Source organism: Vogesella oryzagri (assembly GCF_040148885.1).
Taxonomy (GTDB): Bacteria; Pseudomonadota; Gammaproteobacteria; order Burkholderiales; family Chromobacteriaceae; genus Vogesella; species Vogesella oryzagri.
Window position 1 is genome coordinate 44,631 of the sequence record NZ_JBEFLD010000004.1, and the last position, 19,938, is coordinate 64,568.

Consider the following 19,938-nt stretch of genomic DNA (forward strand, 5'->3'; position numbering starts at 1 on the left):
TATCAAACTGGTGAGGTGCTGCATATTTTTAGTTCGACAAAATTTCTTATGAGGATTTTTGCGGCTAAATTAGGGCTTTTGCATCGAAGCCAGTCACCATAGTGCTCCGGTGGAATAATCACCAAACTCCGCTTCTCATCCCCAGGCTTGTGCATCCGCTTCATCAGCGGGTGGTCATCCGCATTGATCGTCAGCTGCGTAAAGCTGTAGCTGTCACTGCCATCATCTTCTCTCCAACTGCGCCACATGCCGGCCACCGCGAACGGCTCGCCACTGGCCATCCCAATCCGAGTCCACACGTTCTTGCCGGTTTCGTAGCTGGGTTCGACAAAAGCCTGCATGGGTACCAGACAGAGTTGGCTGTGTTGCCACGCGGCCCTGTAGCTGCGCAGCTGGCCAACCGTTTCGGCGCGCGCATTCATTGTGGTGTAGTGCTTGCCGGCAGGTTGGTGGCGCTTGGGAATGAAGCCATAGCTGGCAAGAAAGGCGAATGGCCCGGTACCGGTGTCGATGATCACCGGGGCCAGGTAGTCCTGCCAGGTGTCCGGCTTCCAGTCGAATTCCGGTGGCTCCACGCCAAAGTGGTCGCGGAGTTGTTGTCGGGTGGGTGGAGTGAAGTTAACGCACATGCCGTCAGTATAGGATTGGTTTGCTGCTTGGTGTTGTTTTTGAAATCGTACATAATCAAAACAACACTTGGAGCTTGCCATGATTACTGCACTGTTTGATCCCGCCACCAGTCCGCCAAGGTTGGCCATACCTGTCTATGGCTCGGCCGTGCCGGCGGGCTTCCCGTCTCCAGCTGACGACTACCTGGAGCTGACGCTTGATCTCAATGAGTATCTGATTGATGACGCTGCGGCCACCTTCATGGTGCGGGTGTCTGGTGACAGCATGGCGGGCGCCGGTATCGGCAGTGGGGATGTGCTGGTGGTGGATCGCGGCATTGCGCCACAGCACGGGCAGATAGTGCTGGCGGCGGTGGACGGTGAGTTCACCGTCAAGCGCCTGCACAAGCGTGGCGACCGTGTTGCGTTGATTCCTGAAAACCCGGCATTCCCGCCCATCGAGCTGCACAACGGCCAAGAGCTGTGCATATGGGGTGTGGTGACCGGCTGCATCAAGAAGTTTGTGTAATGCCGCTGTTTGCCCTGGTGGATGGCAACAGCTTCTATGCCAGCTGTGAGCGCGTGTTCCGTCCCGATCTTGAAGGCAAGCCCATCGTAGTGCTGAGCAACAACGATGGCTGCGTGGTGGCGCGCAGCGCCGAGGCCAAAGCGTTGGGCATTAAAGGCTTTGTGCCTTACTTCGAGATCCGCGCTCTGTGTGAGAAGCACGGCGTGGCGGTGTTCAGCTCCAACTACACCCTGTACGGCGACATGAGCCGGCGCATGATGCAGGTCATCGGCCGCTGGGGCATCGAGCAAGAGGTGTACAGCGTGGACGAGTCGTTCATCACGCTGGATGGCATCCTGGACTTGCGCGAGTACGCCACCCGGCTGCGTGCCGACGTGCTACAGCGAGTCGGCATTCCTACCTGTGTTGGTATTGGGTCCAGCAAGACCCTGGCCAAGCTGGCCAATCACGTTGGCAAGGTGTTTCCGAAGGCGCAGGGTGTGTTTGCCTGGCACTGGCTCACGCCTGAGTGGCAGGACAAGCTGATGGCCCGCATCGAGGTGGGCGAGGTGTGGGGGATAGGGCGGCGCATCTCGGAAAGGTTGGCCGCAATGGGCATCCGTACCGCGCTGGATCTGAAGCGTGCCGATTCGCGCGATATCAAACGCCAGTTTTCGGTGGTGGTGGAGCGCACGGTGGCGGAGCTGAACGGCGTCAGCTGCCTGTCGCTGGAAGACGTGGCGCCGGCCAAGCAGCAGATCATCGCCAGTCGCAGTTTTGCCGAGCTGGTGAGTGACCATGACACGCTGGCCAGCAGCATCAGCCACCACGCCTGTCGGGCCGCCGAGAAGCTACGTCACCAGCGTAGTGTGGCGCGGCTGGTGGCGGTGAGCATCCACACCAACCGCTTTCGCACGCAGGATCAGCAGTACGCCGGCTGGCTGGTGCTGCCGCTGGTGCACCCTTCATCTGACAGCGCCACCATCACCCGCGCCGCGCTGGCCGCACTCGATCATGTTTACCGCCCGGGCTACGCCTACAAGAAAGCAGGTGTGGTGCTGATGGAGATCAGCCCGGCTGGGCGGGATCAGCACGACCTGTTTGCCCCGCTTCCAGATCCACGCCGCGCTGCACTGATGGCGGTGATGGATAGCATCAACCACGAATTCGGCCGCGGCACCCTGCGGCTGGTCAGTGAGGGGCTGCACCGTGGGTGGGCGATGCGCCAAGAGAAAAGGTCGCCACGATGGACGACCTGTTGGGATGAGCTGCTATTGGCAAAGTAGGTCATGACTATGTGCTAACATGTTGCAATCGATGCCGATTTAATATTTTGAATGTCAAGGGAGTGGGGTTCGATGGCTAAGCAAGGCACTGACCTGGAAAAAATTGTTGAAATCATTGAGCGCTCATTCTCGCCAGAAGCAAAGATTGAGCATAACGTATTTCTTCCAATATTGACCTCAAGTGAAGGGCATACAGCTCAATGTGATATTGTCATAAGAAAAGGTATTCAACCGAGAGAAACCATCACGATCGTAGAGGTGCAGGATCGCAATTCAAAAGTTGATATCAATACTTTTCGTGGTTGGCTTGGTAAATTAGAAGATGTCGGAGCACAACACCTAATTTGCGTCTCCAGAAATGATTTTCCGTCTAGTATTAAAGAAAAGGTTTCACAATCTGGATCAAAGGTGCTTCTGATAACACTAAAAGAATTGACTGTTGATAGAATTCCGCTGGAATTCGTAAATTTTATTTTTCAATATCGCAGTATTGATATAAAAAATGTCGCAAATGTACGTCTGCTTGTTGCCCCGGGGCAAATTGCCATGCAGGGGTTAAAAGACGTTCCGCTAAATTATAGTGATAAGATTTGGTCGTTGGATGGAGTTAATAAACTATCTATTGTTGATATCTGCAAAAAAGAAGTAAGTGTTGATGAAAAGCAGTTAGGTGGTCAAGATTACGTTGAGGGCGTTGGGGAGCTTTCTTTTAGAATTAATGATGTCAATCCTATATTTTTTAGTGTAAATGAGGAGCTCATTAGGGTTGGGTTGGACTGTGACTTTGAATGGGGTTTTGAGTATGCCGAAGTCCCTATGTCATTAGCTTCTTATGAGCAGGATAGGTACGGTGCATTGGCTTGGCTTTTTGAGATTGTGCACAAAACTAGAAGTGGGGTAGTTTCAATTAAGTTGCCCGTTGTCAAGCTAGAGGATGGAAATTATAAACTTTTAGATAGTATTATTGATGCCCCGTTTGAGTATTCTGCTTTTGTCACCAAAAAAGATTAGAGAATACATTTCAAACCATATGACATGTATTGAGATGGGTGTGAGCCGGCAGGGTTCTTTAAAGCAACCCCGCCTCAATTCATGCCCTCAATGTGTCACCTTGCGCCGTCCCTGTCGCGTCGGTATGCCGACCGCTGCTTTAAACTGCTGGAATGAAGCATCCGACTTTGCCGCCACCACCCGGCGCGCGCGGCGGTGGCTTTCTGCCTGTCCTTCTGGCGTAAGGCGGCGCACCGTGTCGGCCAGCTCTTCTGTTTTTTGGCGGATGGCTAGGGCGGTGCGATCAGATTCTTCGTTCAGCTCCCAGCGAATACGAAACCAGTCCACGCCACTAAGTGGGCCTTTGGTGCCAGCTGGCCGTCGCTTGCGAAGCCAGAATTTAAACTGGCCGGCCTGCCAGCGAGTATCGCTGTAGCCGCTTGGCCAGATGGTGCCGTCCGGAATTAACCCTTCTTCAATCAGCATCGCGCTGGTGCCTTCCATCTCGCAGTATTGAAATCCGTGTGGATTAAGGATGAATACCGGCTCAAGCAAGGTCGTGGTGCGGGCGCTCATGCTGCACCGCCTTCCATGCTCAGGCTAACAGCGTGGCGGCTGGTAAGAGTCAGCAGATCCTGCATGGCTGCACCAAGTGCGGCGGTGTTAGCGAAGGTCAATACGATGCGGGTAGGGGTGTCTTGTGTCATGCGGGGCGCCAGCGCAAGGGGAGCCAATGGCTGGTCATCGTCCTCATCTGGCAATGGCGTACTCGTGCCGGCCATGTATTCGGACAACGCCTGCCGACCGCGCTGGGCGATGGCTGGGGGAAAAAGCTTGGCGTGAGCCTCAGCACCGTCCTGGCTCCAGATGATCAGGCTTCGGCAGCTGCGGCGGGTAACCTCGCCAGTGTGCATATTTCCCAGCAGGAAATTGCGCAGCGCGGTACCGCTCAGTTTGAAGTAATGCTCGCCAACCTTGAACAACTCGGGATGCGCAGTGACATTGCCGCGCAGGGTGCTGCGGTCCAGTCCAAAGGAGGCGGCGAGGCGGGAGTAGGTAAACACGGGCACGCCGTTGAACTGCAGCACGCTGGGCGGATAAAGGTTGGCCGCAGCGGGTGAGGGCTGTGCTACTGGCGGTGCCATGTGATAGTTGCCAGTTTGCCGAATGGTGGGCAGCACCTCGTCCATCAGCCACTTCTCAAAACGTACCGCCTCCTGCTTGTGCGATCTGACAATCAGCCGGTAGAGGTTGCCTTCAGTGATGAAGGTGGTTTCCTGATTACCGCCATTTGAAGGGGCGTATCGTTTCGATACGCCCTCAGTATTGCAGTGTTTCTGAATGGTAAGGCGTGGGTTTTGATAGCCCAGCACATGGCAAACATCCGTACCACAAAACAGCGGATTGCCCTGCTCGTCGGTGAGTGTGCGAATGGCGTAGGATTCAAACGAGAAAACAGCAGGCACGGCTTGAGAGAGAGTCGACATGGTTGTGTCTCCAACTAGCGGTAAAGTTTTCCGCCGCCCGCGTCCAAACGGGTGAGACGGAACCGTGCGGGTTGGACGACCGGTAGTTGGCACCGGCAGGGGTTGCCCCCTCCCGCACGGCCCGCCTCATTGAGACGTGCACATGCAACGGACACAAAAAAGCCGCTTGCGCGGCGGTGTCCGCCAACATAACCCGGGCGTCCAAACCCGCATCACGCTATTGAACGTGATGCGAAAAGAGTAGGCCCGAGCTTATGAAACTGTCAAGCAAGTATGCGCAGCGCATGCCTACTTGCTGGATTGTGGCTCAAAAAAATGCTGACCAAAAAGCTGACCAAACCACCCCAAAAAGCCCAAAAAAAACGACCTGCCGGAGCAGGTCGTTTTTGCTAAGTCATTGATTTGACTTGAATCCGGTGGTGGAGGCGGCGGGAATCGAACCCGCGTCCGGAAGCCCTCTACGAAGAGTTCTACATACTTAGTCGTGTCATTTGGATTTAATCACTGACACGCCGACGGACAGGCTTGGCAGTAACGAGTTACCTTGCGTTTAACACCGGGTCAAGTAACCCGACTCGATGCGAGCTGGTGTGAAATGACTCTACCGGAGTTGCCCCCACAGCCCACCAGCGAGCTGCTGTAGAGTCTAGCGGCGGTTAAGCTGCTAGAGCGTAAGTTTCGTCGTTTGCGACTAAATAAACTCAGTGTTTTACGGGGTGACTGAAATCCCGGTATGCCCTCATCCGCTTTGCAACCCCCGTCGAAACCAGGTCGCCCCCAGATGATTGTTACATTGTAGCGCAGGCGGGGGTTTCAAGGCCAGCCCCCGGCTAAATTAATGCCCTTCGCCGGCCTTGATGATCTTCAGGGTATTGGTGCTACCCATCAGGCCCACGCTGTCGCCCACGGTGGCCACCAGCACGTCGCCCAGGCTGACTTGCCCGCGTTCCAGCAGCTTGCGTTCTGCGGCCAGCAGCAGTTTTTTCTGGTCGCTGGCCATCGGCAGCAGGATGGGGAACACGTCGCGATACAATGCCAGGCGGCGGTAGGTGCTGATTTCCGGGGTCAGCGCATAGATGGGCACGCCGCAGTTCACGCGGCTCATCCACAGCGCGGTCGAGCCGGTCTGCGTCAGCGCGACCAGTGCTTTTACCTGTAGGTGGTTGGCGGTAAACAGTGCTGCCATGGCGATGGATTGGTCGACGCGGGTGAACTCGCGGTTGAGGAAGGCGCGCTCCAGCTGGTAGTCGGACGAGGTTTCCGCCTCCAGGCACACGCGGGCCATGGCTTCCACGGTTTCCACCGGGTACTGGCCGGCAGCGGTTTCGGCGGACAGCATTACCGCATCGGTGCCATCCAGCACCGCATTGGCCACGTCCGATACCTCGGCACGGGTTGGCACCGGGCTGGTAATCATGGATTCCATCATCTGGGTGGCGGTGATGGTGAGCTTGTTACGCTCGCGCGCCAGCCGGATCATGCGCTTTTGCAGCGCCGGCACCGCGGCATCGCCCACTTCTACTGCCAGATCGCCACGCGCCACCATGATGCCGTCGGACGATTCGATCAGGTCTTCCAGGTTGGCGATCGCCTCGCAGCGCTCGACCTTGGCGATGATGCGGGCCTGGCAGCCGGCGGCATGCACCAGCGTGCGCGCCATGTACAGGTCGGCGCTGCTCTTGGGGAAGGACACTGCCAGGTAGTCGGCTTCCAGCAGGGCGGCCACCTTGATGTCGTCGATATCCTTGGCAGTCAGCGCCGGGGCGGACAGGCCGCCGCCTTGCTGATTGATGCCCTTGTTGTTGGACAGTACGCCGCCCACTTTCACGCGGGTATGAATCTCGTTGCCGTCTACCTTTTCCACTACCAGCACGATGCGGCCATCGTCCAGCAACAGCACGGCGCCGCTGTCCACGTCCTGCGGCAGCTCCTTGTAATCCAGGCCGACGCGAGTGTCGTCGCCCAGTTCGCAATCGGCATCCAGAATGAACGGCTGGCCGTTGCTGAGGGTGACCTTGTTATTGGCAAAGCGGCCGACGCGAATCTTGGGCCCTTGCAGATCCACCATGATGGCCACCGGCACGCCCAGCTTGTCCGCAGTGCTGCGTACCAGGTTGGCGCGGTCGATATGATCCTGTGCGCTGCCGTGCGAGAAGTTGAGGCGTACTACGTTGACGCCAGCCTGAATCAGGCGCTCCAGCGTGGCTTCATCGCTGGATGCCGGGCCAAGGGTGGCAACGATTTTTGTACGACGGGTCATGGTTGGGTCTCCGTTGGTTTTGTGTAGTTATGGTACAAAAACTGGCTGTAACTGGCAGCTTACATTGGTAGTTTTACTACTTTATATGTCATTGGCGCGTACAAGCTGCGACAAAAACTGCACTTTGGGCGCAATGACGCCCAACTGCCCCTGTGCTACAGTGGGCCATCAAATCAACAAACGGGCGATCATGAGTCGCCCGTTATTCATTGCCATTTAAATGTGGCATGAAATACCCCATTGTCTGCAAACAGGAGCATTTTCTCGTGGTCAACATCGCCGCATTCGAGCCCAAGGTGGTTTGGGAACACTTCCAGACGCTGTGTGACATTCCGCATCCGTCCAAGCATGAGCAGGCGCTGCGAGATTACCTCAAGGGTTGGGCAGAACTGCGCGGGCTGGAAACCGTGGTCGATGCCGTGGGCAACCTAGTGATCCGCAAGCCGGCCACGCCGGGCATGGAGAACCGCGTGGGCGTGGTGCTGCAGGGCCATCTGGACATGGTGTGCCAAGCCAATACCGGCACTGTGCATGACTTCTTCAATGACCCGATCCGCCCGGTACTGCAGGACGGCTGGCTGGTGGCGGAAAACACCACGCTGGGCGCCGACAACGGCATCGGCGTGGCGCTGGGCCTGGCCGCATTGAGCGCCGACGACATCGCGCACGGCCCGCTGGAAGTGCTGCTGACGCTGGACGAAGAGGCCGGCATGGGCGGGGCACTGGGGCTGGAAGCCGGCCTGCTGCACGGCAAGATGCTGATCAATATCGATACCGAGGAGTGGGGCGAGTTCTACATGGGCTGCGCCGGCGGTATCGACGTCAATGCGCGCCTCGACTACGCGCAGGATGCGCTGCCGGCCGGCTATGAAGTGCGCCAGCTGGCGGTGTCCGGCCTGTGCGGCGGCCACTCCGGTGCCGATATCCACCTGGGCCGTGGCAATGCCAACAAGGTGCTGATCCGCCTGCTGCAAACGTTGGCCGCCAGCACCGATCTGCGCGTGGCATCGTTCAATGGCGGCACCGCTCGTAATGCACTGGCGCGCGAAGCCTTTGCCGTGGTGGCGTATCCGGCCGCGGATGCGGCCAACGTGGCGGCGCAGCTGGATGCCTACCAGGCGCTGATGCGCTTCGAACTGGCGGGGGTGGACGAGGGCATCACCCTGGGCGCCAGCCCGGCCAGCGCCACACAGGTGATGGCGCGCGCAGCGCAGCAGGCGGTATTTGCCGCGCTGCATGCCGCACCGCATGGCGTAAAGCGCATGAGCCAGCGCGTGCATGGCGTGGTGGAAACTTCCAACAACCTGGGCGTGATCAGCATTGCCGATGGCAAGGTGTTTACCAACCTGATGGTGCGCTCGCTGCTGGATAGCGGCTTCCGCAACCTGGCCAGCGAGATCGAAGCTCTGTTCCGTCTGGCCGGCTTTAGCGTGGAGACCGAAGGCGGCTACCCCGGCTGGGCGCCAAACCCGGCCTCGCCGCTGCTGGCGCTGTTCCAGCGCGTGTATCGCGAGCAGTTTGGTGCCGAGTCCGGCGTGCAGGTGATTCACGCCGGGCTGGAGTGCGGCATCATCGGCGCCAAATACCCGGACATGGACATGATGTCGTTCGGCCCCAATATCCGCGGCGCACACGCGCCGGGCGAGCGGGTGGAAGTCGCTTCGGTCGGCAAGGCCTGGCAGCTGCTGCAGGCGGTGCTGGCCGCCGTACCGGCGCGTGCTTGACGTTTAGCTCGCTGCCAACGGCCCGTCGCTTGCGGCGGGCCTTTTTGTTGGCGGCGCCCCGGGCGTTGTCAATGAGGACGGCTGGGTAGCAAGCGCAGCCGCGGTTAAGCGCCGCGGCCGGCATGCCGCACGCCAAATCTACCCGCTGCCACGGTCAGCGCAGATCCTGCAGTGCCACCTCGTAGCGCAGGTTGGCCGCATCGTATTTCACGCTGTAGCTGGCCGGATAGGCGCCGGCCTTGCTGTAGCTGGCCGGGCGCGCCAGCGGGGCGGAGAACGACGGCTTGGCTTGCAGAAACGACAGCGCCACCATCGGCTCGACGAAAGTCTGCTGCTGGTTGTGGTAGCCGTAGATGAAGGTGGCTGTAAACGGCTGCTGCTGGAACTCCGGCGCCGCGGTGTTGACCGCATGCACCCCCATCTGCGGCACGGCGGTGCCCGGTGGCACCACATAGCCGGCCGGCAGCAGCGCCGCTGCCGGCTGCTGGCTCGGGTCGCCGGATTCACCTTCGTTGCTGAACTTCACCTGCTGTTGCTCGGCCTGGCTGACCAGGTAAAAGTGGAAGTCAAAATGCGGCACATCGTACACCCCGGGTGGCGGATGGCCGTGCCCCTCCCAGTTGATCACCACGTGATCCACCACCGTTTTCGGCCCCGTGGCCGGCATTTCCAGTGTATAGGCCGGCGCCATCGCCTCGCCGCTGGCGGGCAGCCCGGCCAGCGCGCTTTCGCTGAACACAATACTGATGGATACCGGCTTGCCGTCGGCGTCGGTACGCACCACGGTATGCGCCTCACCCTGGCCTATGCGCACCGGCGCACCTTCGTAACTGGCCGCCATGTCCTGCGCTTGCGCCAGGCTGGTGCCCAAAGCCAGGGTGACTGCGGCGGCCATGGCCAACGGCATGTGGCCGCCAAGTGTTCGCATCGTCTTCATCTTGTGTGCCTCTTGCGGGTGGGTGAGCGGGTGCGTGGCTGGCAGCCGCACGGGTGTGCTTGCATCTTAGTGAACCGTTCCGGCTTTGCCAGCGCGGATAGGGCGGCGTTGGCGGCAAGGCCGGGCAAGTGCTTGATTGCCTAGCGGCCATGGCTCGCAAGCCGACAACGAGCGTTGCGGCCAACGTTGGCCGCGTATGCCTGCGGCACGGCGGAGTTGTTACAATCCAGCCCGTCGTCAAACCATGGCCTCCACATGCGCATCCTTCACACCTCTGACTGGCATCTTGGCCAGCATTTCATGGGCAAGACCCGCCAGGCAGAGCATCAGGCCTTCATCGACTGGCTGCTGCAGCAAGTGCAGCAGCATGCAGTGGACGCGGTGCTCATCGCCGGCGACATCTTCGATACCGGCGCGCCGCCCAGCTACGCGCGCGAGCTGTACAACCGGCTGGTGGTGGACCTGCGCACCGCCGGCGCCACGCTGCTGGTGCTGGGCGGCAATCACGATTCGGTAGCCACGCTGGCGGAAAGCCGGCCGCTGCTGTCCTGCCTGGGCACCAGCGTCATCCCGGCGGTGGAGGCCGACCTTGAGCAGCAGGTGCTGGTGTTGCCGCAGCGCGATGGCACGCCCGGCGCCATCGTCTGCGCCATCCCGTTCATCCGCCCGCGCGACGTGCTGCAAAGCCAGGCCGGACAGAGCGCGGCAGAAAAGCAGCTGTCACTGCAAGAAGCCATCCACCAACACTATCAGGCGCTGTACCGGCTGGCCTGCGCCCGCCGCGAGGCGCTGCGGTTGCCGCTGCCGATCATCGCCACCGGCCACCTCACCACCGTCGGCGCCAGCGCCAGCGAATCGGTGCGCGAGATATATGTCGGCGCGCTGGAGGCCTTCCCCACCAGCGCGTTTCCGCCGGCCGACTACATCGCGCTGGGGCATATCCACCGTCCGCAGCAGGTGGGCGGACTGGAGCACATCCGCTACAGCGGCTCGCCGATCCCGCTCAGCTTCGACGAAGCCGGCCAGCAAAAGCAGGTGCTGCTGGTGGACGTCGACGCCATCGGCCTGCTGGGGGTGACGCCGCTGCCGGTGCCGCGCTTCCAGCAGCTGGTGTCGGTGAAAGGCGATCTGAAGGCACTGGAAAGCCAGATTCAGGATGCCGCCGCGCTGGGCAGCGACGCGCAGCCGGTATGGCTCGAGGTGCTGGTGCAGGGCGACGACTACCTGTCCGATCTGCAGGCGCGGGTGCAGGACATGATCGCCGGGCTGCCGGTGGAGGTGCTGCGCATCCGCCGCGAGCGCGGCAATGCCGTGGCCACGCTGCAGGCCGCGGCGCGCGAGACGCTGGACGAGCTGACGCCGTTCGACGTGTTCGACAAGCGGCTGCAACAGGAAACGCTGGACGAAACGTTGGCCGCACAGCTGCAGGCGCGCTACCGCGACATTGTCGCCAGCCTGCAGGAGGGCACGGCATGAAGATCCTGACCCTGCGCCTGAAGAACCTCAACTCGCTGCAAGGCGAGTGGAAGATCGACTTCACCCAGCCGCCATTTCGCGACAACGGCCTGTTTGCCATCACCGGCCCCACCGGCGCCGGCAAATCCACGCTGCTGGACGCCATCTGCCTCGCGCTGTACCACGAAACGCCACGGCTAAAGACCATCTCCGCCAGCAGCAACGAGATCATGAGCCGCCACACCGCCGATTGCCTGGCCGAGGTGGAGTTCGAGGTGAAAGGCCAGCTGTACCGCGCGTTCTGGAGCCAGCGCCGCGCCCGTGACAAGGCCGACGGCCAGCTGCAGGCGCCGAAGGTGGAGCTGGCCGATGCGACCGGCACCATCCTCACCACCCACATCAACGACAAGCTGAAGCGCATCGAGGCGATTACCGGGCTGGATTTCGCGCGCTTTACCAAGTCGATGCTGCTGGCGCAGGGCGGCTTTGCCGCCTTCCTCAATGCCAGCGCCAACGAGCGCGCCGAGCTGCTGGAAGAACTGACCGGCAGCGACATCTACGGCCAGATTTCGCAGCGCGTGTTCGAACGGGCGCGCGACGCCAAGCAGGCGCTGGAGCAGTTGCAGGCGCGCGCCGACGGCGTGGAGCTGCTGCCGGCAGAGCAGCGGCAGACGATGCAAGAGCAGCTGGCGGATTTCGACTGCCAGCTGGCCGCGCAGCAGGCCGAACGGGCGCACAGCCAGCAGCTGCGGCAGTGGCGTCACGAGCTGACCCAGGCCGAGCAGGCCGAACAAGCCGCCGTGTCTGTCGAGCAGGCGGCGCAGCAGGCCATCGAGCAGGCGCGGCCAACTTTGCAGCGCCTGCAGCACAGCGCGCCGGCCGAGGCACTTCGCCCGCTGCAACAGGCGTGGCAGCAAGCGGCAGAACGCCTGCAGCACACCCGCAGCGCAACGGCACAAGTCCAGCAGCAGCTACAGGCCCGCCAGCAGCAGGCCACGGCCGCACACTGGCAGGCCACGCGCATTGCCGCCGGCCTGGCCGCCGGCGAGCAACAGCAGTGGCAGCAGCTGCAGACCGCGCAGCAGCAGTTGCAGCGCTGGCTGGCGCAGCACCAGCACTTTGCCGGGCTGGGCGAGCAGCTCAGTGGCTGGCATAGCGCCTATCAGCAGATCCGCCAGCGGCACGATACGCAGCGGCAGCAACAGGCACAGGCCGCCAGCCAGGCGGAGGCGCTGAGCGCGGTGGCCAGCCGGCTGGCACAGCAGCAACAGCAGATGCAGGCGGCGCAGCACGCACAGCAGCAGGCCAGCGCCGCCAGCGAACAAGCCGCCGCCGCGCTGGCGACGCTGTTGCACGGCCAATCGCTGCCGGCGCTGCGGGCAGAATGGCTGCACCGTCAGGAAGCGCTGCAACGCTGGCGACAGCTGCAGCAGCACGCCGCGCAGCTGCGGCAGCAGTCGGCGCAGCAAACGCAGCTGGAGCAGGCGCTGACCGCCGGCGACACACAGCTGGCGGCCCAGCACAGCGTGCTGGCCACGCTGCGCCACGACTACAAGCAGCTGAAAGAGCAGGTGGCCGACAAGCGCATGCTGCTGGCGCAGGAGCAGCGCATCCAGAGCCTGGACGCGCACCGCGCCGCGCTGCAGCCGGGCGAAGCCTGCCCGCTGTGCGGCTCGCAGCAGCATCCGGCGATACAGGCGTATCAGGCGCTGGACGTATCGGCCACTGCGTTGGCACTGCAGCAGAAGGAAGCCGCGCTGCAACAGCTGGAGGACAGCGGCAACCTGGCCAAGAACCGGCTGGCGGCGCTGACGGCGACGCGCGAGCAACAGCAGCAGACGCTGCACACGCTGCGCCAGGCGTGCCTGCAGGCAGTGGCCGACTGGCAGCAGCTGGCGCACGGCCTGCCACTGGACGACGGCGACTGGCAGCAGTCGGCGACGTTGCAGCAGCACGCGGCGGCGGCCGAGGCGCAGGAAGCCGGCCTGAAACACACCCTGCAGCAAGCCGAAGCCGCCGAGCAAACGTTGGCCGCAACCCGGCAACAGGAGGCCGCGCAGGCCGCACAGCTGCAACAGGCAGCCCAGCAGGGGGCGCTGTTGCAGCAGGAGCATACGCATCTGCAACAAGCCAACGCCGAGTTACAAGGCCAGCTGGCTACCAGCGGGCAAGCCATCGCCCAGGCCGAGCAGGCACTGGTCACCGCCATTGCCAGCGTCGGTTTCGGTACCGCCGGGCCTGCCTTGGATCACGAGATGGCACAGTGGCTGGCCGCGCGTCAGCACGACTGGCAGCACTGGCAGGCGCAACAGCAGGCGCAGCAGCAGCAACAGACCCAGCTGCTGCAACAGCAGGCGCGCAGCGAACAGGCCGCCAGTACCGCGCAGCTGTGGCAAGCGCGCTGGCTGGCGCTGGCGGTGGAGCACGAGCCAGCGGACGAAGACGTGGCGATCGACGCGCAGGCGCTGGCGCATTGCGCCGAGCAGGTGGATGCCCTGACGCGGCAGCTTGCCAGCCTGCAAGGGCAGCAGGCGCAGCTGGCGGCCGATCTGCAGGCACAACAGCAGCAGCACGCAGCTGCTGAACAAACATGGTTGGCCGCACTGGCCGCCAGCCCGTTTGCCGATCTGGCCGCCTTCCTGCAGGCGCTGTTGCCGGCAGAGGAGCGCCAGCAGCTGCAGGCGCAGCAGCAACAGCTGGAGCAGGCACTGCAACGCAGCCAGGCGGTGCGGCAAACCGCGGCGGCGGCGCGGCAGGCGCTGCAGCAACAGGCGCTTAGCCCGCTGTCGCTGGCCGAACTGGATGCCGCGCTGGCGGCGCTGGATGCGCAGCGTCAGGCGCTATCCGGCCAGCAGGGCGCGTTGCAGGCGTTGCTGCACGACGATGCGCAGCGCCGCGACAAGCAGCAGGCGCTGTGGCTGCAGATCGAACAGCACAGTGCCGATGTCGATATCTGGCAGCGGCTCAACAGCCTGATCGGCTCGAAAGAGGGCGACAAGTACCGCAAGTTTGCCCAGGGGCTGACGCTGGACCACCTGATGCACCTGGCCAACCGCCATCTGGCGCGCCTGCATGGCCGCTACCTGCTGCAGCGCAAGACCAGCGGCGAGCTGGAGCTGGAGATCGTCGATACCTGGCAGGGCGATGTGGCGCGCGATACCCGCACCCTGTCCGGCGGCGAAAGCTTCCTGGTGAGCCTGGCGCTGGCACTGGCGCTGTCCGATCTGGTGAGCCACAAGACCTCCATCGATTCGCTGTTCCTCGACGAAGGCTTTGGCACGCTGGATGGCGACACGCTGGAAGTGGCGCTGGACGCGCTGGATGCCATCAACTCGACCGGCAAATCCATCGGCGTCATCAGCCACGTGGCCGGCATGCAGGAGCGCATCGCGGTGCAGATCGCCATCCGCAAGGCCAGCGGGCTGGGGGCGTCGCGTATCGAGATCAGCGGCTGAAGTCGCTGCCCTGGCGGCCGGACATGAACAACACCGCCGGTATGCCGGGTGGTGTTGTTACAGGCGTAGCGGATGGCGTGGCGGCTTAGTTACCGGGCGGTTTGCCGTTGTCCGGCAACGGGTGATACCACCACGGCGAATCGGCCGGTAGCAGGTTGGCCGCATCGATCTGCGGATTCGTCAGTTCGATAATGCGCCGTTGCGCTAACTGGGCGCGTTGCAGTATCGGGTCAAAGTGGGCATGGAACAGCCGGTTGAAGCTGCCGTCGGCCTTGGCGCGGAGCAGGCCTTGCTGGATGTGCTCTGCCAGCTTTGGCTTGCGTGGCGTGACAAAAAAGTATTCGGCGGCCGGGTAATGCAGCACCACGAAACGGTCTATCGTCAGGCCAAGTTTCGGGTGGGCATCAATCTCGGCCTGGGCTTCGGTGATGCCGCGTGGGAAATAGTCGAAGCGTTTGCTGGCCAGCATCTTGAACAGGGATTCGTATTGGCCGGCAGTCATCACCGGTAGGCCGTTTGCCCGCAGAATGCCGACGTCGGGCCAGTCGTGCTCCTGGCCGGCGGTAAAGTAGCGCAAGTCCTGAATGCCTTGCACCCGGGCAAACAGTGCGGCTCTGTCCTGCCGCACGATGGCAATCCGCCAGCCCAGCAGGCCCTTGTCCACCGGAAAGCGCACCGGCAGCAGGCGGGCCTCGCGTTCGCGGGTGGTCATGCTCCACAACACATCCAGATCGCCGCCTGGGTCCAGCGCCCGGGCAATCGACCGGCCCTGCAGCATTTCCGGTAACACGGATTGCAGCTTATAGGGGTGCCCGCTCTTGCTCAGTGCCAATTGCAGCGCGGCGCGGAAGAATGTCTTGTTCGGGTCCGGGTAGTCCGGAAAGCGAACGATTTCCGCCGCCAGCGCGCTTGTTGCCCAGCAGGTGGTTAGCAGCAGAATCCAGTGGGCAAACTGTCGCATGAATATGCATCTCGATCAGGAGTCTGCTTCATCATATTGCGATAGAAACCTTACTGCCAGCGGGGGAAGGTTACGGTTTGGCTTGCTCGGTGCGGTTGCGGCGCAGCAGGCGGCTGTGGTCGATGACGTCGGCGGCGCGGGCGCGTAGTTGGCCGCAGCCGCCGTCGATGTCCTGGCCGGCGGAGTCGCGCACCTTGGTCAGCACGCCGTTATCGTGCAGATAGCGCTTGATCTGCTGGATGCGCTCGGTGGACGGGCGCTGGTAGTGGTCGCCGTCCACACTGTTGTACGGGATGATATTCAGCACGCCGTACTTGCCGCGCAGCAGCCGCACCGCGGCGTCCATTTCCTGTTGCGTGTCGTTGATGCCGGCCAGCAGCGTCCACTGGTACTGGATCGGGTAGCCGACGCGGCGCGCGTAGTCCTCGCCCAGCGCCACCAGCTCGGCCGGCTGGTAACGCGGCGCGCGCGGCAGCAATTGCGCGCGCAGCTCGGCATTGGTGCTGTGCAGCGACAGTGCCAGCGCCGGCTTTACCCGCTGCTGCGGCAGGCGCTCGAATACGCGCGGGTCGCCGACGGTGGAAAACACCAGGTTCTTGTGGCCGATATTGCCGTCGGTACCCAGCAGCTGAATGGCGTCCAGCACGTTGTCGATATTGTGCGCCGGCTCGCCCATGCCCATGAACACCACCTTCTTCACCGGGCGGATGCGCCGCGCCAGTGCCACCTGCGCCACGATCTCGGCGCTGCCCAACTGGCGCAGCAGCCCGCTTTTGCCGGTCATGCAGAAGGTACAGCCCACCGCACAGCCCACCTGGCTGGACACGCACAGCCCGTCGCGCGGCAGCAGCACGCTTTCCACCATCTGGCCGTCGTTAAGCCGAACCAGCAGCCGCAGCGAGCCATCCTCAGCTGGGTGCTGCGATTCGATGCGCGCCAGCGCATCCAGCTGTGCCACCAGCGGCGGCAGGCCGTTGCGTACCGACAGCGGGAAGTAGTGCTCGCCCTTCTGGTGGCGGGTGCCGGCATCCAGCGGCTGGCCTTTCAACCACGCACGGGTGATGCGGCCAACGTGGCAGGGGCGGGCGCCGATGGCGGCAAGGGCTTGGTGCAGTTCCTGGATACGCATGGGGAGCTTCTAAAACGGTTACGGCTGCTGTGCGGTGGTGGCGGCATCGCTATGGCAAGCCAGACCCTTGCCGGCAAAACCGCCGTACAACATTAGTTGTCCGGCCACCTTGCGCGACAGCGCGTAGGTGTCGGGCAAGCTGCGGTCGCCTTCATTCTTTGGCCACACCATCTGCCGCTTCTCGTCCATAAAGCCGTGGAAGCTGGCGCCGCCTCGGTTCAATTCCACCGTCTGCGACTGGCGGTTGTAGCGGAACTGGCTCTGGTCCGCGCAGCGGAAGCTGCCGCGTAACGGCTCGTCCGGCTGGCAGGCGGCCAGCAGCAGCGGCAACAGCAAAACAGAGAGGCGGGCAAGAGTACGCATCGGGCAAATCGTGGTGGGCGGAGTGGGGCGTCACTATAGCACAGGCCGCCAGGCTGGCCGCCGTGGCGGGCAGGGCGCAAGAGCAGCCGCAGCAAGGCGGATGCTGGCCTGCGGCCATGCCGCCAGCGTTTGCCGGCTTTACTGCGCGCGGCGCTCTGCCCGGCAGGCATCCAGCTCGGCCCGCAGCGCCGTTACCTCGGCCGCCAGGTTGTCGCGCGCGGTGGCCGCGCCGACCAGTTCCATCTCCGCCGCCAGCCGCGCATCGGACTGGGCCGCTGTCGCCGCCACATTACGCTCCAGCTGCAGCCGCAGCTCGGCCAGCTGCGCGTCCTTGCCATCAATCGCCAGCTGATCCTTGGCCTTGCCCACCAGTGCGTTGGAGGCAACATCGCGAGCATGCTGCAGCTCCACCGTCAGCCGCTCGATCTGCGTATCGCACTCCAGCAGCGTGGCCATGGCCTGGTCGCGGTCTTCCGTTACCTTGCCCAGTTGCCGCTGCAGGGCGGCGTGATCGGCTTCCAGCTGTTCGTGCCGCAGGCACAGCGCGGCCAGCTCATCATCAGCGCGGGTCAGATCGTTACGCAGCGCGCCGCTGGCGTCGTCCACCAGCTGTTGTGCCCAGCCGGTCAGTGCCGCGGCAAGCGGTGCCGGCACTGCCAGAGGCTGCGCCGCGGCCGGGCGAGGCTGGCTGGCGCGCCATGCGGCCAACTGCTGCTGCACCGCCGACAATGACACGTCGCCCAGCGCATCGCGCACCGCGCATGTCGTGACCGGCAAACCTTCCTCCGCCAGCAGACTGGCAGCGGCAGCCACATCGGCAAACGATGGAATCAGGCCCGGCTCGCCGGCCGGCAGGTTGGCCGCATCGGTAGTCGGTGCACTACCAGCCAGACTGTGGATGTCTTCGAATTTCTGGAAAAACATACGGTGTTCACTCGGTAAGTGGCTGCGCCATCCGCGTGCTGCCGCCCGCATGGCTGACACCGCCAAAGGAAAATAGCCGGCCTTGTCCGGCAAGTGCAGCAAGCAGCCGGCCTGCATTGCTAACCATGCGCAGCGCGTAGCAGCGGCAGGGGAGCAGGAGCAGCGGCCTGTGATGCCTAAGGCGACCGGAATGGTGGCGTTCTGAAATGGCGGCGGTGGTTTATTGCAGGCGGGCAGTGGGGGAGGCGGGTAGCAGGGGTGGAGCGAAGGGTGTTGCCGCCCCTATAGCCGCAGGGCACAGCTAAAGCAATGTGTGTTATTTTAGCGGCCACACCGGTTCCCGCGCGGACCCAAACCCTATTCGCATGGCTTATTTGATCGGCCATTTTCCCATGACCGGCCCATGGTTATTCGTGTTTGGAGGCTTTAGTAATGCAAAAGATTATTGACGGTTTTTTGAAGTTCCAGAAAGAGGTTTATCCGAGCAGAACGGATTTATTCAAAAAACTGGCTGGGCAGCAAAATCCAAATGTGCTGTTTGTTACGTGTTCCGATAGCCGGGTGGTGCCAGAACTGTTAACTCAGCAAGAGCCGGGGGATCTGTTTGTTATCCGCAATGCCGGCAATATCGTGCCGCCCTATGGCCCGGAGCCGGGCGGCGTATCTGCCACGGTGGAATATGCGGTATCGGTGCTCAAAATCAGCGACATCGTGATTTGTGGTCACTCCAATTGCGGCGCTATGGCCGCCATTTCCAGCTGCCAGTGCCTGGACCATCTGCCGGCCGTTTCGCACTGGCTGCGCTATTCCGATGCCGCCAAGGTGATTGTTTCCTCGCGGGAATACGCCACTCCGCAGGAAAAGGCCGATGCGCTAGTGCGCGAAAACGTGGTGGCGCAGCTGGCGAATATCCGCACCCATCCGGCAGTGGCGCTGGCCATTTCGCAGGGTAGGCTGAATCTGCATGGCTGGGTGTACAACATCGAAAACGGTGCCATCGAGGCGCTGGATGGCAACACCATGCAGTTTGTACCGCTTGAGAGTAATCAGCAGGCGAATGCGACCTAGACAATTGACGTAGCAAAAATGACAAGGGCCCTGCAGTGCAGGGCCCTTGTCATTTTTCAGATATTCTGATTGGTAATCACTAAGTAATTCAGTCAAGCCGCCACGATATGGCCTCATGAAATGCCCGTTGTAGCAAATGCACATACTTCATTAGGTAGTGTTGCCGGTGGCCAAGCGGTGACACGGTATTGCATCCATCCCAGATGGACGGTCTACATGTCGTGATGGCAGTCTAATCCCTGAGCCGGTGCATGGTGATAAGGTAGGCAGCAATGGCAATACCTACAAATGCACCACTACAGATGAAATTGGACTGGATGGTCGAGGTGTTGAGCAGGGAGGCTGCTAGCGCGAGGCTTAAACTGTAGGCGGTTATTTTCTCGAAAAAGAGGGTGGCCACAGCTTTGGCTTGTACTTCCTTGCACACTATCAAATGGAATAGAGGTAGAACCCCTGCCAGTGCCAAGATGGTAAAGCCAGCAGCTAGTCCGCGTATTGGCCAGGCAAGAAGCAGTGAGGCCGGGGCCACAAGCACACCAATGCACGAAAAGGAGACAAAAAGCTCTATCTTGACTTGTGAAACCTTACCGTTAACCATTGGCAAACCTTTCATTGAGATTGTTAGATTGCCATCTTAGCAGAGTTCGAATTGAAAATCTCTACATAAGCCAATTTCCCGGTAAGGCCTTGCTTTATATTTCCGGCAGTGTAGACCACACCATGAAAATGCCCTGTAATAACAGGGTATTTTACGTACAAAGCACGATTTTATTCTTTGGATGT

General features: G+C 61.7%; 17 protein-coding genes and 1 other RNA gene. 7 read left to right on the forward strand and 11 right to left on the reverse strand.

Annotated features, from left to right (window positions below):
- Window positions 1-2 precede the first annotated feature (2 nt).
- Window positions 3-710: an SOS response-associated peptidase gene (locus tag ABNW52_RS08000; RefSeq protein WP_349586157.1), complete on the reverse strand. Its 708-nt coding sequence runs from the start codon at window positions 708-710 to the stop codon at window positions 3-5.
- On the opposite strand from ABNW52_RS08000, the gene ABNW52_RS08005 reads away from it, so the two are divergent.
- From ABNW52_RS08005 to ABNW52_RS08015, 3 genes are all read left to right on the forward strand, one after another.
- Window positions 709-1,137 (forward strand): LexA family protein, encoded by a 429-nt coding sequence (locus ABNW52_RS08005; RefSeq protein ID WP_349586159.1) that lies wholly within the window; start codon window positions 709-711, stop codon window positions 1,135-1,137. The two genes, ABNW52_RS08000 and ABNW52_RS08005, sit on opposite strands and share 2 nt — an antisense overlap.
- A complete protein-coding gene (locus ABNW52_RS08010) occupies window positions 1,137-2,402 on the forward strand; it encodes a Y-family DNA polymerase (RefSeq protein WP_349586161.1) in 1,266 nt (421 codons plus the stop codon). Before ABNW52_RS08005 ends, ABNW52_RS08010 begins: the two co-directional genes overlap by 1 nt.
- A 72-nt stretch (window positions 2,403-2,474) precedes the next feature.
- The gene (locus tag ABNW52_RS08015) at window positions 2,475-3,413 is read left to right on the forward strand and encodes a hypothetical protein (protein ID WP_349586163.1); all 939 of its coding nucleotides are present in this window, start codon (window positions 2,475-2,477) and stop codon (window positions 3,411-3,413) included.
- 87 nt (window positions 3,414-3,500) lie between these two features.
- Here ABNW52_RS08015 and ABNW52_RS08020 read toward each other — a convergent pair whose 3' ends face one another.
- The 4 genes from ABNW52_RS08020 to pyk form a co-directional block, all read right to left on the reverse strand.
- Window positions 3,501-3,968: a hypothetical protein gene (locus tag ABNW52_RS08020; RefSeq protein ID WP_349586165.1), complete on the reverse strand. Its 468-nt coding sequence runs from the start codon at window positions 3,966-3,968 to the stop codon at window positions 3,501-3,503.
- Complete coding sequence (locus ABNW52_RS08025; RefSeq protein ID WP_349586167.1) at window positions 3,965-4,879, reverse strand: BRO-N domain-containing protein; 915 nt, start codon at window positions 4,877-4,879, stop codon at window positions 3,965-3,967. Before ABNW52_RS08025 ends, ABNW52_RS08020 begins: the two co-directional genes overlap by 4 nt.
- A gap of 417 nt (window positions 4,880-5,296) precedes the next feature.
- Window positions 5,297-5,658: a transfer-messenger RNA gene (gene ssrA, locus ABNW52_RS08030) on the reverse strand.
- Between the two features lie 56 nt (window positions 5,659-5,714).
- On the reverse strand, window positions 5,715-7,139 hold the full coding sequence (gene pyk, locus ABNW52_RS08035) for a pyruvate kinase (RefSeq protein ID WP_349586169.1): 1,425 nt from the start codon (window positions 7,137-7,139) through the stop codon (window positions 5,715-5,717).
- A gap of 227 nt (window positions 7,140-7,366) precedes the next feature.
- Between pyk and ABNW52_RS08040 the strand changes: the two genes are divergently transcribed.
- Window positions 7,367-8,863 (forward strand): aminoacyl-histidine dipeptidase, encoded by a 1,497-nt coding sequence (locus ABNW52_RS08040; protein WP_349586171.1) that lies wholly within the window; start codon window positions 7,367-7,369, stop codon window positions 8,861-8,863.
- 154 nt (window positions 8,864-9,017) lie between these two features.
- Here ABNW52_RS08040 and ABNW52_RS08045 read toward each other — a convergent pair whose 3' ends face one another.
- Window positions 9,018-9,791, reverse strand: coding sequence for a DUF5602 domain-containing protein (locus tag ABNW52_RS08045; RefSeq protein ID WP_349586173.1), 774 nt, complete (start codon window positions 9,789-9,791; stop codon window positions 9,018-9,020).
- 264 nt (window positions 9,792-10,055) lie between these two features.
- Here ABNW52_RS08045 and sbcD point away from each other — a divergent pair, with 264 nt between their 5' ends.
- Entirely contained in the window at window positions 10,056-11,276 is a 1,221-nt protein-coding gene (sbcD, locus tag ABNW52_RS08050; protein ID WP_349586175.1) for an exonuclease subunit SbcD, read from the forward strand.
- The gene (locus ABNW52_RS08055) at window positions 11,273-14,710 is read left to right on the forward strand and encodes an AAA family ATPase (RefSeq protein ID WP_349586177.1); all 3,438 of its coding nucleotides are present in this window, start codon (window positions 11,273-11,275) and stop codon (window positions 14,708-14,710) included. Before sbcD ends, ABNW52_RS08055 begins: the two co-directional genes overlap by 4 nt.
- An 85-nt stretch (window positions 14,711-14,795) precedes the next feature.
- Here the strand turns inward: ABNW52_RS08055 and ABNW52_RS08060 are convergent, their stop codons facing one another.
- From ABNW52_RS08060 to ABNW52_RS08075, 4 genes are all read right to left on the reverse strand, one after another.
- Window positions 14,796-15,671, reverse strand: coding sequence for a hypothetical protein (locus tag ABNW52_RS08060; RefSeq protein ID WP_349586179.1), 876 nt, complete (start codon window positions 15,669-15,671; stop codon window positions 14,796-14,798).
- A gap of 70 nt (window positions 15,672-15,741) precedes the next feature.
- Entirely contained in the window at window positions 15,742-16,800 is a 1,059-nt protein-coding gene (locus ABNW52_RS08065) for an RNA methyltransferase (RefSeq protein ID WP_349586181.1), read from the reverse strand.
- 18 nt (window positions 16,801-16,818) lie between these two features.
- Window positions 16,819-17,163, reverse strand: coding sequence for a hypothetical protein (locus ABNW52_RS08070; protein ID WP_349586183.1), 345 nt, complete (start codon window positions 17,161-17,163; stop codon window positions 16,819-16,821).
- A gap of 138 nt (window positions 17,164-17,301) precedes the next feature.
- Complete coding sequence (locus ABNW52_RS08075; RefSeq protein ID WP_349586185.1) at window positions 17,302-18,087, reverse strand: DNA-binding protein; 786 nt, start codon at window positions 18,085-18,087, stop codon at window positions 17,302-17,304.
- Between the two features lie 432 nt (window positions 18,088-18,519).
- Here ABNW52_RS08075 and ABNW52_RS08080 point away from each other — a divergent pair, with 432 nt between their 5' ends.
- On the forward strand, window positions 18,520-19,155 hold the full coding sequence (locus ABNW52_RS08080; RefSeq protein ID WP_349586187.1) for a carbonic anhydrase: 636 nt from the start codon (window positions 18,520-18,522) through the stop codon (window positions 19,153-19,155).
- Window positions 19,156-19,387: 232 nt separating this feature from the next.
- Here the strand turns inward: ABNW52_RS08080 and ABNW52_RS08085 are convergent, their stop codons facing one another.
- A complete protein-coding gene (locus tag ABNW52_RS08085; protein WP_349586188.1) occupies window positions 19,388-19,753 on the reverse strand; it encodes a hypothetical protein in 366 nt (121 codons plus the stop codon).
- Between the last annotated feature and the right edge of the window lie 185 nt (window positions 19,754-19,938).